At 39.0% G+C, this 12,330-nt stretch carries 11 protein-coding genes and 1 riboswitch; of the genes, 2 read left to right on the top strand and 9 right to left on the bottom strand.

Annotation, left to right across the window (positions count from 1 at the left end):
- Nucleotides 1–45 precede the first annotated feature (45 nt).
- A complete protein-coding gene (tagD, locus tag EP57_RS13915; protein WP_036087632.1) occupies nucleotides 46–435 on the bottom strand; it encodes a glycerol-3-phosphate cytidylyltransferase in 390 nt (129 codons plus the stop codon).
- Nucleotides 436–706: 271 nt separating this feature from the next.
- On the opposite strand from tagD, the gene EP57_RS13910 reads away from it, so the two are divergent.
- A complete protein-coding gene (locus tag EP57_RS13910; protein ID WP_036087631.1) occupies nucleotides 707–1,783 on the top strand; it encodes a MupG family TIM beta-alpha barrel fold protein in 1,077 nt (358 codons plus the stop codon).
- A 1,051-nt stretch (nucleotides 1,784–2,834) separates the two neighbouring features.
- On the opposite strand, the gene EP57_RS13905 is transcribed toward EP57_RS13910, so the two are convergent.
- From EP57_RS13905 to EP57_RS13880, 6 genes are all read right to left on the bottom strand, one after another.
- Nucleotides 2,835–4,193, bottom strand: a complete 1,359-nt coding sequence (locus EP57_RS13905) for a nucleotide sugar dehydrogenase (RefSeq protein ID WP_036087630.1) — start codon at nucleotides 4,191–4,193, stop codon at nucleotides 2,835–2,837.
- 29 nt (nucleotides 4,194–4,222) lie between these two features.
- Nucleotides 4,223–5,530 carry a glycosyltransferase gene (locus tag EP57_RS13900; RefSeq protein WP_052167703.1) on the bottom strand — a complete coding sequence of 436 codons (1,308 nt, stop codon included), beginning with the start codon at nucleotides 5,528–5,530 and terminating at the stop codon, nucleotides 4,223–4,225.
- A gap of 399 nt (nucleotides 5,531–5,929) precedes the next feature.
- The gene (asnB, locus tag EP57_RS13895) at nucleotides 5,930–7,795 is read right to left on the bottom strand and encodes an asparagine synthase (glutamine-hydrolyzing) (protein ID WP_036087629.1); all 1,866 of its coding nucleotides are present in this window, start codon (nucleotides 7,793–7,795) and stop codon (nucleotides 5,930–5,932) included.
- A gap of 142 nt (nucleotides 7,796–7,937) precedes the next feature.
- The gene (locus EP57_RS13890; RefSeq protein ID WP_036087628.1) at nucleotides 7,938–8,708 is read right to left on the bottom strand and encodes a carbonic anhydrase; all 771 of its coding nucleotides are present in this window, start codon (nucleotides 8,706–8,708) and stop codon (nucleotides 7,938–7,940) included.
- 158 nt (nucleotides 8,709–8,866) lie between these two features.
- The gene (metK, locus tag EP57_RS13885; RefSeq protein WP_036087627.1) at nucleotides 8,867–10,075 is read right to left on the bottom strand and encodes a methionine adenosyltransferase; all 1,209 of its coding nucleotides are present in this window, start codon (nucleotides 10,073–10,075) and stop codon (nucleotides 8,867–8,869) included.
- A gap of 142 nt (nucleotides 10,076–10,217) precedes the next feature.
- A riboswitch (SAM riboswitch) is annotated at nucleotides 10,218–10,322 on the bottom strand.
- A gap of 62 nt (nucleotides 10,323–10,384) precedes the next feature.
- On the bottom strand, nucleotides 10,385–10,723 hold the full coding sequence (locus EP57_RS13880; RefSeq protein WP_036087626.1) for a thiol-disulfide oxidoreductase DCC family protein: 339 nt from the start codon (nucleotides 10,721–10,723) through the stop codon (nucleotides 10,385–10,387).
- A gap of 126 nt (nucleotides 10,724–10,849) precedes the next feature.
- Here EP57_RS13880 and EP57_RS13875 point away from each other — a divergent pair, with 126 nt between their 5' ends.
- Complete coding sequence (locus EP57_RS13875) at nucleotides 10,850–11,134, top strand: hypothetical protein (RefSeq protein WP_036087625.1); 285 nt, start codon at nucleotides 10,850–10,852, stop codon at nucleotides 11,132–11,134.
- A 25-nt stretch (nucleotides 11,135–11,159) separates the two neighbouring features.
- On the opposite strand, the gene EP57_RS13870 is transcribed toward EP57_RS13875, so the two are convergent.
- A complete protein-coding gene (locus EP57_RS13870; protein WP_036087624.1) occupies nucleotides 11,160–12,071 on the bottom strand; it encodes an L-lactate dehydrogenase in 912 nt (303 codons plus the stop codon).
- A gap of 12 nt (nucleotides 12,072–12,083) precedes the next feature.
- A complete protein-coding gene (locus tag EP57_RS13865; RefSeq protein ID WP_036087621.1) occupies nucleotides 12,084–12,326 on the bottom strand; it encodes a DUF2584 domain-containing protein in 243 nt (80 codons plus the stop codon).
- Between the last annotated feature and the right edge of the window lie 4 nt (nucleotides 12,327–12,330).

The raw sequence follows: 12,330 nt of genomic DNA, 5'->3' as shown, positions 1-12,330 counted from the left end.
TCCTTGCTTTCTCAAGAAAAATATTTTCATAGGGTCGACTAAAGGTCAGGCTTGAGCTAATTGTTCTTTGATATAGGTTGTTGATATATCTTTTGTTCGCTCTAAATAGCAGACATCACAGTAAGGCGTCAAAAAATCAAACTGCCCTTCCCAGTCGTCTCCCATCACAAAAATATTAATCTCATTTGATTGAATATCCGTTATTTTTTGATCCCATGCTGTTTCAGGAATCACTACATCCACATGCTTAATAGCTTCCAGTAAATATTTACGCTGTTCAAAATTATGAAAAGCTTCTTTTCCTTTTAGTTTATTGAATTCATCCGTAGACAAAACAACGGTAAGATGATCTCCTAGTGCCCTCGCTCGTTCCAACAAACGAATATGCCCCCAGTGTAGTAAATCAAAAGTACCGTAAGTAATAACTTTTTCCATCAAATCTCCACCTTCCCGTTTTCATAACACTTAAAAAAATTATGAAAGTGTTTTTATATTAAATTTTCGAAAATAAAAAATGTTATATCCGAAAAATATAATTAAACTAACATTTAGATTTTTCTCTTTTAAAAATAAACGGAAATAAAACTAATTTTCCGAATTGTTAAAACCCTTATATTGAACATGAAATCATTTCACCTACTATTTGAAATAAAATTTCATGATGGTATAATTAAGTTAAAATAAAAGAAAGTTAGGTGTTTTACTTATGTTTGGTATTTCCATATATCTTTCCGAAAATAACGACTTCGAAGCAACCATTGAAAGCGCTGCAAAAAATCATTTCTCACTCATTTTCAGTTCCCTACATATTCCCGAAGAAAATCCAGCGAATTATAAGCATTTATTAACGAGACTTGCCAATGCCGCTAAGAAAAACAATATGCAACTCATTCTTGATATTTCCGCAAAATCACTAGAAAACCTTGACCTAACTATTAGCCAAGCTGACCAACTAACAACGCTCGGAGTCACAGGACTGCGCGTTGATTATGGTCTCTCTACACTAGAAATCGCCGAACTGGCAACGAAAATTAAAGTTTTTCTAAACGCTAGTACGATTAACCGACCATTTTTAGAAGAACTTTTGCAAGCCGGGGTCGATATAGCGCAAGTTGAGGCGTTTCATAATTACTATCCAAAACCGCATACTGGTTTAGATACGGTATTTTTCAAGCAAACGAATGATTTCCTTCACGAGTATGGTTTGAAAATCGCAGCCTTCGTTCCAGGTGATGGAGAGCTTCGACAACCATTATTTGAAGGACTACCAACCTTAGAGAAACATCGCACTTGCCAACCTTTTACCGCCGCTCTAGAATTAGAAAGCCTTGGCGTGGACCATGTGTATATTGGTGATTCAGCTTTACGTCCTGAAACAACGCAGCAATTTGCGACCTACGCGAAAGATGGTACGATTTTGCTTGAGTGTGTCGTGACAGAAACACTAGCACCCGAACTAATGAAACAGCTCACTTCACTTGATAGGAACCGTATGGACCCTGCTCGTGATCTTATCCGTCTAGAAAATTCACGCCCAGCGCTAAGCCATTTAGAAATCCAACCCATCAACAAAAACACAAGATCAGCCGGCACCATTACAGTTGATAACGTATTATTCGGTCGATATCAAGGCGAGATTAGTATAGTCCGCAAAGACCTACCTGCAGAAGTAAAATCAAACACTATCGGCTATGTCACAGCACAAGCGATGTTATTACTGCCCTTCATACAACCTGGACAATCTATTCAGTTATCTCCAGTCGGTAAAGAAATGCCATACTAACATATCTACTGCACGCTTTTCATTATTGCACAGCGACATCTATTTATTCAATAGTTTCTATCATCTTTCACCTTATTTACACATTTCCAACGATTTTGTATAAAATAACTAGATTCAGATAGAAAAATGAAAAAAGCATCTCACAAATGTAGCAGCTGTTTAAAATTCGCTACATAAATCCGTAAAATAACTAAACAATTTCACAAAAGCTACTCTCTATTTCACAAATAGGTTTTACTAGCTATCCTAGCAATACGCCTCCATTACATGACAAATTATACAACCAATATTTTTCAAATACAAGGGATTCTCTTTTATTTCACAGTAAATACATATTCCCAATGCTTTTACTCGGATTTACGAATTTTATTTTACAATTATTTGCTGAGAATATTCAATAGAATGGAAGCTTGTGTAGCCGTATATTCTTGAAAATCCTTTGTATTTGATGTTTTTAGAAACAAAGATGAATTTCTAATGTATCTTACAAACATATTTTCAAGAAAGAGTCAGTTGTATAAATTGAAATTGTGAAAACGCAAAATTCATAATTATACTTCATTTTGTATAAAAATAGAATCTTGTTTTTCTGATAAAATTCATTAGCTTGTCCGTTAATGCACCTCCTAATACAAAACAAATTATACAAGCATTCTTTTATGAATACAAGGCTTTCTCTTTTATTTCACAATATATACATATTCAATGCATTTTTTAGGTCGTTTAGGGAATTTCTGATTATACACATATTTATCCATATTAATAAAAAATAGTTGTAATTTGGAAGGTGTTCATCATTAATTCACAAAAAAAGGAGTTTGGGACATAACCCAAATAAATCGGCGACAAGCGCTCGCATTCAGGGGATTTAGCGGACTTCCGGTTCTCACATACACCAGTATGCTCCGCTTCCGGCTTCCACCAAATCCCCTGAATACAAACGCTTTCGCTCGATTTGTGTAAAGCGAAATTTTTCATCCTACCCAAAGTAACGGGATAGATGATTTCGCTTTATCTTGAGTTTTGTCCCAACCTCACTTCAAATATCCTTTTATACCAATAACAAATTTTCTGCCTTTAACTGATGCAACCCGTTTCCACTGCCTAATCTCACCACTTTGTTCGAACTTTGCCCCATCACATTTTTCGTATCCAGAATAAGTTGGCTATGTGTCATGATTTGCTCTTTATCAAAAACATCATGACAAGTAAGTACAATAACTAAATCATACATGCCAAAATCCTCATAAACGAGTGGAATTGTGTTATGAATTTCGCCGTCTTCCGCTCGATATGCCGTGGCAAATGGGTCGCAAAAGGACACAATTGCGCCAGCTTTTCGCAGATTTTCAAACACTGGAATGCTCGGCGATTCGCGCAAGTCATCAATATTTTCCTTATACGCCATCCCTAAAAGTAACACACGAGACCCATTTAACGATTTTTGTTGACCGTTCAGTGTTTTCATCGCTTTCGTTACAACGTTTTCAGGCATCTGTTGGTTCGTTTCTTGTGCAAGCTCAATGAATCGGCTGAAAAAGTTGGATTCCTTGGCTTTCCATGACAAGTAAATCGGGTCAAGTGGAATACAATGCCCGCCAATACCTGGACCTGGATTAAATCGCATAAATCCGAACGGTTTTGTGCTTGAAGCTTCAATTGTTTCCCATACATCGATATTCAGCTTTTCGCATAGCATCGCCATTTCATTTATAAAAGCAATATTGACACTGCGGAACGTATTTTCGAGCAGTTTACTCATTTCGGCCACTTCTGTCGATGCAACTGGAATAACTTGATCAATGACTTGCCCGTACAAAGCAGTTCCTAAATCCATAGCATGTGGTGTCATACCACCTAAAACTTTTGGTGTGTTCACGGTTTGATATGTCTGATTCCCTGGATCAACGCGCTCTGGTGAATAACAAACATAGAAATCTTCATCCAGCTTCCAACCATCACTCGCAATTGGTGCATAGATGAGTTCTTTTGATGTTCCTGGATACGTGGTGCTTTCCAACACGACGATTGTATTGCTAGACATGTTCTCCCGAATTGTATCCACGGCACTAACAATATACGAAATATCGGGTTCGTATGACTTCGTTAGCGGCGTCGGTACACAAATAATGATGGCATCCGCACGTTTTAATTCCGCTGGATTCAATGTTGCTTCTAATTTTTTCGCGTCTACTAATTGCTTCAGGCGCTCCGAGGAGATATCCATAATATCCGATTCCCCGCGATTGACTAAATCGATTTTCCGTTCACTCGGATCATAGCCTATGACTTGAAAACCTTTTTCTGCGAATGACACAGCCAGTGGTAATCCCACATAGCCAAGCCCCATAATCGCAATTATAGCTTTTTTATTATTTAATTTATATTTCAATTCTTCTAATTTTTCCATATTTTAAGTTCCTATTCCCGTTTAGTTTACTAGCGTGTACCCCAATTTGCATTATTGAGTGTACACAAGGCAAAAACCCTTACAGGTATAAGCCATATCGCGTGCATAATAATATAAATTGGTGATAAGCAAAATGATAAGAAATTCTGACGTGCATAGTACGCGTTACATATAAATCCAATCATAATAATATAAAGACTCTGATACAGAAGAAAGTTCCAGCTAAAATAATTCATTAAGCTATCCATATGGAGTAGCAGCGCAATCAAGAAATACAACCATAACAACAATTCACATGTTAGCCAAAATAAAAATATCGGTCGCTTCCAGGCAAATTGATATGCTCGAATACTCTCAATAAAGAATGACTTTGACCATCTTGTTTGTTGCTTCAAAAATTTCTTAGGAGTCGTCGGAACGTCTGTTAAACATTGTGCAGTTGCTTGGTACACAATACGGCCTCCGCCTGAATGTGCCATGTTGGTTAGCCTACGATCATCCCCAATCGAATTTTTCTTACCAAATGTCGTCCGTGTGAAATCTTGGATATTTTCCATAATAAAATGTCGCCGAAAAACACTTAATGCCCCTGAACATACTAGTACATCTCCAGACAAACTTTGAGCTCCGCGACCCACATAAAAAGCACGATCATATAGCGCGTCTTGATACATAGTCAAAATATTCCGATTTTTATTTCGAGCTCTGACATGGCCAGTTACTCCCCAAATATCATCTTTTACGAACGGCTTCATTATTTCTTTGATGGTTGACTTAAAGAAATAACTGTCGCTGTCAATTATCATCACGAAATCACCAGTCGCTCTTTCAAATGCCCATTTCTGAGCCTCGCGTTTTCCTTGATTCTTTTCAAATTGATGTGCAATCATTTTTGTTGTGATAAGTGGATTATTATTAACATAATTCGCAATTTCTTCACTCTTTTTAAAACCTTCAGATTTCGAACTACCATCGTCAACAAAAATAATCTCATGTACTTTGTATTCTTGTGCCAAAATGGAATGAATACAATTCGAAATACTTTCGGCAGACTCATTGAAGGATGGAATGATAACACTTACCTTTTGCACCGTTTTTGACTCATCACGATATGGTCTATAAAATAATGATAAAAATAATTTCAGCAAAACATACAACAGCGGAATTGCCATTAACATACTTACTACTGCACCCCAATTTGAAAAAACCACCACAAAAATGTAAAAAATAAACATGCAACAAATAGCAATAATTGCTAAAAATAGCAAGCGCGACCACAGCGTTTCAATTCTCCTATATGGCGGCTCCTTTGCTTCATTCTCTGTTGTTAATATCAATGCTTTCCCCCCCACTACATAAACTTGTAATTAATAGTTTATCATCTTATTCAGAAATTAATTGATGCCAACAATTAATAATTATCCCGATGTATGTATAAAATAAGTTCCTCCTCACTCCAACATTAATTATTCAATTGTTCTGGCTGACTCATTTAATTCTAAAACCAATTATACATTCAAGATTATATACATACAACCCCTTCTATTTTATTTCACAATATATACATATTCAGTATGTTTTTTTGCGAAAAAATCTATCAAACTTGCGTATTTTGATTTGAGAAATCGCTTTCTTAGGTCTGAATATTCCTTATATTAAAAAACAGGTATATGAATAAAAACAGTTATTGAAGAAAAAACGACTAAAACCCATGTAAGGATTTTAATCGTTTTAGACTACTTGCCAAAATCATATTTATTATCTACATACACATCATACCAAATCATAAAGATAACAACCGTCCAAATCTTACGGCTATAATCATGTTTACCAGCACAATGATCTTCTAATAATTGTAATACATATTTCTTATTGATAAGATGATCCGTTCCTGAATCGCGGATTAAGTCCTTCACCCACTGGTTCATCTCATCTTTTAGCCAGTGACGAATCGGTACTGGGAAGCCTAATTTGCGGCGATTTAGTACGTGATCTGGTACAAAGCTTTCTGCTGCTTTACGCAAAACATATTTCGTTGTGCCATTTGTTGTTTTCATAGATGCTGGGATATCTTTTGCCACGCGGAATACTTCTTTATCTAAGAAAGGTACGCGGACTTCTAGTGAGTTTGCCATCGTCATACGGTCTGCTTTTAGTAAAATATCACCACGCATCCATGTGTGGATATCGATGTACTGCATGCGTTCTACAGGGTTATAGCCAACTGTTTCTGCGTATAGTGGATCTGTGATTTTTGTATAGTCGTGGCCGGATTGATATTTTGGTAGCAAAATCTTTTTCTCGGCTTCGGTGAACATTTTGGCATTTCCGATGTAGCGTTCTTCCATCGGTGTTGTTCCGCGTTCTAGGAAGCTCTTGCCGCGCATTCCTTCTGGCATTACATTCGCAACACCGCGTAGCATCGATTTTAAAGCGCCTGGCATCTTGTTGAACATGGAGAGCGAGTTCGGCTCGTTGTAGATGTTATAACCGCCAAACAGCTCGTCAGCGCCCTCTCCGGACAAAGCAACTGTTACGTGCTTTCGTGCTTCGCGAGATAGGAAATACAACGGAATCGCAGCTGGATCAGCCAACGGATCATCCATGTGCCAAACAATCTTCGGTAATTCGTCCATATATTCTTGCGGTGTAATGATATAACTAATATTTTCTACGCCTAATTTCTCGGCAGTTTCTTTGGCAACGTCGACTTCACTGAAACCATCGCGCTCAAAGCCTACGGAGAAAGTTTTAATTGCTGGATGATACTCTTTTGCAATGGCTGCAATGATAGAAGAATCAATACCGCCTGACAGGAACGAACCAACTGGCACGTCACTGCGCATATGCATTTTCACAGAATCATACATAACATCGCGAATTTCTTTAATGAATGTATCTTCCGATTTACTTACAGGTTGGAATTGCGCTTTCCAGTATCGGCTAATTTGCATTTCTCCACCGATTTTTTTCGTGAAGTAGTGGCCTGGTTCTAGACGTTTCACGCCTTGTGTTAAGGAATCAGGTTCTGGAACGAACTGGAATGTCATGTAGTTTTGTAAAGATACTTCGTCTAATTTTGTTGATTTTAACGCGTGTAAAATCGATTTCTTCTCGGAACCCATGTACAGTTTGCCATCTTCTTCTGCATAGAAAAATGGCTTGATACCGAATGGATCGCGCGCGCCATAGACGGTCTGTTCTTCTTTATCCCAAATGACAAAACCAAACATACCGCGTAATTGTTCCGCTGTTTTTTCTTTATATTTGGCATATGTAGCAATAATAACTTCTGTATCACTGCTTGTCTCGAAAGTCATGCCTTCTTTGATTAAATTCTCGCGCAGCTCCACATAGTTATACACTTCACCATTAAAAATTATCCAATAACGCTCATTCTCATAAGTCAGTGGCTGATGACCGTTCTCTACGTCAATAATACTTAGGCGACGGAAACCAAACTGAACATGCTCGTCTGTAAAAAACCCTTCATCATCAGGGCCACGGTGGGTAATCATATCATTCATTTGTTTAAATGTTTCTTTTTGTTCGCCGGTAATTTCAGCAATGCGGTCATGCACGCATCCAATAAATCCACACATCGTCACATTTCTCCTCTATTATTATACTAGTCTTGTTCTCTTTTTCAACAACGTCTATCATATCATAAATAGGGTTTGTTTGAACAGCATCGCGCAAAAAAAGAGTTTGAAGTTGCCTCCAAACTCTCTTTAAATAGCTTTATCAGTCTGTATGTTTCAATACTGGACGATCATGCAATGGTTGTACTTTACGGTTGTTGCCGTCGTAGTATTTGTTGAATTCAGCGATTTGTTCTTTAGAAACTTCTACTGGATTTGCCATGACATACCATTCTACGTTCTCAGATAGTGGTGGTGTTGTTAATGAACCTAGGTAGTGATAGTATGTTTTGTTTGTTGGAAGTAGTGCCGCAACATTGATTGGCTCACTAACGGTTGTTTTTTCACCTTTTTTAATGTTAGATAGGATTGTTTCAAAAGCTGGATTTGCTTTTCCTTCTTTAAAGAACACGCCGATAACTGCTAAACGGCTATCTTGGCTTTCATTTACAAAGTGAGCTTCGATTGGGTAATGTTTCCCATCAATTGTGTGCTCGCTCTCTGCATGGAAGTGGAATTGGTTTAATTCAAAGTTACGACCGTTAATAACTGCTGTACCACCGTCATCAACTTGGATGCTATGGCCATTATCAACTTCGTCTGTTACTTTTTGATTGTAATTTAATTCAATAGCACCTTCGTCTTCCATCTTCGTTGTTTTCGCTGTTTCGATGTTAATTGGTGATTGTGTGTCTCCTGCTTCAAATTGCCACGATTTTTGATCATGATAATCTAAGTGATCTTCGTGTTTTGCTGCTGTTTCTGTTTTCTTGCTCTCTTCTTTTTTTGAATCGCTTGCGTCGCTATTGCCACATCCTGCTACAAGAACAAGTGATGCCGCGATTGCTGATGCTGCTAATAATTTTGTTTTCATGATGAAAACTCCCTTCGTTAAGTAACTTAATTATTATATTACATAACGGTTCATTTGTGTGTGTATTTTTTGTGACGGAATTTCCATAAACACTTAAAAAATATTACTTTTTCTCAAAAAAACTAGCTTGACAATTGCCAAAGCTAGTTTCTCCTTCTTTATTTAACGCTTGCTGTTTCTTGTAAAAAGGTTTTCATTTGCGCGGCTTTATCTGTGCGTTCCCATGGTAAGTCTAAATCAAGACGTCCAAAATGACCGAATGCCGCTGTTTGGCGATAAATTGGGCGACGCAAGTCAAGCATTTGAATAATCCCTGCAGGACGTAAATCGAAAAATTGATTCACAGCATTGATTAAGTCTTGCTCGCTGTATTCGCTCGTGCCGTAAGTATCGATAGAAATGGATACCGGATGGGCGACACCGATTGCGTACGCTAATTGGACTTCTGCTTTTTTTGCAAGTCCTGCTGCGACGATGTTTTTAGCCACATAACGCGCGGCGTAAGCGCCTGAACGATCGACTTTTGTTGGATCTTTACCGGAAAATGCGCCGCCGCCATGACGTGCGTAACCTCCGTACGTATCCACGATGATTTTACGACCTGTCAAACCTGCATCACCTTGAGGTCCGCCGATAACGAAGCGTCCTGTTGGATTGATGAAGTATTTTGTTTCAGAATCAAGCAAGTTAGCATCGATTACTTCTTCAATGACTAATTGATGCAAATCTGCTGCAATTTGTTCTTGGGTAACGTCGGGGTGATGTTGTGTTGAAATGACAATCGTATCGACACGAACTGGTTGATTATTGTCATCATATTCGACTGTCACTTGTGTTTTCGCATCTGGGCGTAGGTATGTTAACACTTTATTTTTGCGTAGCTCGGCAATTTTGCGAGATAAGGCGTGTGCTAGTGAGATTGGAAGTGGCATTAATTCTTGCGTTTCATCTGTTGCAAAACCGAACATTAAGCCTTGGTCTCCTGCGCCAATTGCGTCAATCGCTGCATCTTCATTATCACGAGATTCTAGCGCTACATCTACACCTTGCGCGATATCAGGCGACTGCTCATCAATCGCTGTTAAAACGGCACATGTTTCTGCATCAAAACCATATTTTGCACGCGTATAACCAATTTCTTTAATCGTGTCTCGCACAATTTTCGGAATGTCTACGTATGTGGATGTTGTAATTTCCCCTGCTACTAGTACTAGTCCTGTTGTTACCGTCGTTTCACAGGCAACCCTAGCATCTGGGTCCTTTGTTAAAATTGCATCTAAAATTGCGTCAGAAATCTGATCCGCAATCTTATCTGGATGTCCATCAGAAACTGATTCTGATGTGAATAAATGACGATTTCTTGCCATTTCTTGTTTCCTCCTTTATTCTTCTCCATCGCGAAGTTGCGGCTTTGTTTCGTTAAAATAATAACAAAAACAAAAAGCCTTCCCTCTAATTTGCCAATTGCGCGCGGAACTAGAGAAAAGGCTACTATTTACAATACCTTCGCTCTCATCGATCAGGAAAATCACTTCCTGCCACAGGTTAGCACCTTACATTACTGTAGGTTGCCGGGTTTCAAAGGGCCAGTCCCTCTACCGCTCTGGATAAGAGTTTAATTTAGTTTTCACGTTATTGTAACATGTTTCCTCGTCCTTGTCACGCACAAAAAAACATTATTTTTTACGAAGTGTACACGTTCGATTATCTGCGACAACTTTATACCCGAATCGACCAGCCGGTTTTAGAAATGGCAAGTGTAAAATAAGACCAATCAGGCCGGTTAATGGAAAGCGTAGCAACATCCGCCGAATCGCGAAGAAGCCTTTTTTAACCTCTCCTTTTGGCGTAATCAGATGGATTTCCCGCATTAATTCTTCCTGTGAAAAACCTGGCACATCCACGCTCTGCAATGCTTGCCAATCCACGACATGCATCCAGTCTAGTTTTTCAAATAAACGTTTGCTGGCTTTACAAAAACGGCAATTACCATCATACAATACAATATCTTTCATGAGAACTTACCTCCTAAAATCTCGTTTCCCGCTTATCATTCTGACAAAACTATGGTAGAATGTTTTTATAGTCTGGGATTTGTCTCATACTACACGAACGCTCGGTTCACCAAAGGAGAAGAAACTATGATATTTTCAACGTTAACTTTGATTATTTTTGCGATTTTTATCGTCGCTGTGTGCATTTTTGAATTTATTTTAAAATGGCGCTGGTTCAAGTATTTTCTAGCAACAATGGGCTTGATTGCAAGTGCTATTGTTTTCTTTATTAGCTTTTATGGTGGCGGTGTTTCTCAAGCCGAAATCGCGATTTCCATCTTTATCGCAACGCTTGGTGAATACATTTTCTCACTTATTATCAGTATCGTGGCCTGGATTCGTCGATTATCCGCCAAAAATAAAGAAGCGTAAAAAAGTTGGGTCCTTGATGAAGGGCTCAACTTTTTAATTTGGTGGACTTACTTTCGATTGCTTGTTTAATCACTGCTACAGAAGCATCGTAACGCTCTTTCTCAGCGCTGTTTAACTTCGGATAGTACGTTGTTGCGCCATCACGTCCAACGAGCGCAGGCAAGCCAATATACACGCCTGTTTTCGCATCAAATGTTGACACAGGAATTATTCGCTGTTCATTCGTCAAAATCGCTTGCATCACCATAGCCGCCGTTGTTCCAATGCCGAAACTCGTGCAACCTTTCCCTTGCAAAATGGCCCATCCCGCATCTCGCGTTTCCTGCTCTATTTTATCTCCGTCCAAAACCGCAAAATCAGTCACAGCCTTTCCAGCAATACTCACCGTCGACCATGCCACAAATTGCGAATCACCATGTTCCCCAAGGACAAAGCCTTCCACAGAGCTTGGCGACACATGCAAAACAGAGCCAACCATTCGCTTCATTCGCGCCGTATCAAGCGCCGTTCCCGTTCCAAACACACGCTGCTTATCCCAGCCAGTCCGCTCCTGCACAAAATGCGTCACCACATCACAAGGATTCGTAATCACTACAAAAATCCCACGAAAAGCCGTGTGCAGCAGTTTTGGCAAAACATCGTCTAAAATCGCTAGCGTTTCATCCAGCTCACTGAGTCGATCTTCCTGCGCCATCATTTCCGGACCTGCCGCCAAAATAACGACATCTGCATCATCTAGCGCGTCGTAATCTTGCGTTGTAATCGAAACCGGATGCGTGTACGCCGCCATATCCAATAAATCAAACGCCTCACTCTGCGCTTTTTTTGCATTTTTGTCAATTAAAACAAGAGAATCGCAAATGCCCTGCGTACAAAGCGAAAAAGCCACTTGCGAACCAACATTTCCAACCCCAATAATTCCAACTTTCCGAGTCAAATCATTTCCTCCTTAGTTGCTTGAATTTAGCGACACGAGCTCATATGTAATAATCGTCGTATTATTTTCCCAAATCAGCTTCGATGGCACAGCAATTCCATTTGTTTCGCTTTCCTTCGTCGTTCGCACTTCCACCGGCACATCAATCGGATAAATACGATAGCCTTCTTTCTGCAATTCAAAAAAGTTTCCTTCAATTCGCTTTTCCTTGCCCTTTGTTACGATCATTGTATTGACTTCTAATGGCATTCCCATCTTT

It is taken from the genome of Listeria booriae, from assembly GCF_000766865.1.
Classification (GTDB): Bacteria; Bacillota; Bacilli; order Lactobacillales; family Listeriaceae; genus Listeria_A; species Listeria_A booriae.
Note: the sequence above shows the minus strand (reverse complement) of the source record. Positions and strands in the feature narration are given on the sequence as shown.

Coding starts and splice junctions, on each gene's coding strand:
- asnB (WP_036087629.1), bottom strand. CDS start 7,795: ATGTGTGGATTTATTGGATGCGTGCATGACCGCATTGCTGAAATTACC.
- EP57_RS13905 (WP_036087630.1), bottom strand. CDS start 4,193: ATGGAAAAATTAGAAGAATTGAAATATAAATTAAATAATAAAAAAGCT.
- tagD (WP_036087632.1), bottom strand. CDS start 435: ATGGAAAAAGTTATTACTTACGGTACTTTTGATTTACTACACTGGGGG.
- EP57_RS13880 (WP_036087626.1), bottom strand. CDS start 10,723: ATGAAAGATATTGTATTGTATGATGGTAATTGCCGTTTTTGTAAAGCC.
- EP57_RS13910 (WP_036087631.1), top strand. CDS start 707: ATGTTTGGTATTTCCATATATCTTTCCGAAAATAACGACTTCGAAGCA.
- EP57_RS13865 (WP_036087621.1), bottom strand. CDS start 12,326: ATGGGAATGCCATTAGAAGTCAATACAATGATCGTAACAAAGGGCAAG.
- EP57_RS13890 (WP_036087628.1), bottom strand. CDS start 8,708: ATGAAAACAAAATTATTAGCAGCATCAGCAATCGCGGCATCACTTGTT.
- metK (WP_036087627.1), bottom strand. CDS start 10,075: ATGGCAAGAAATCGTCATTTATTCACATCAGAATCAGTTTCTGATGGA.
- EP57_RS13875 (WP_036087625.1), top strand. CDS start 10,850: ATGATATTTTCAACGTTAACTTTGATTATTTTTGCGATTTTTATCGTC.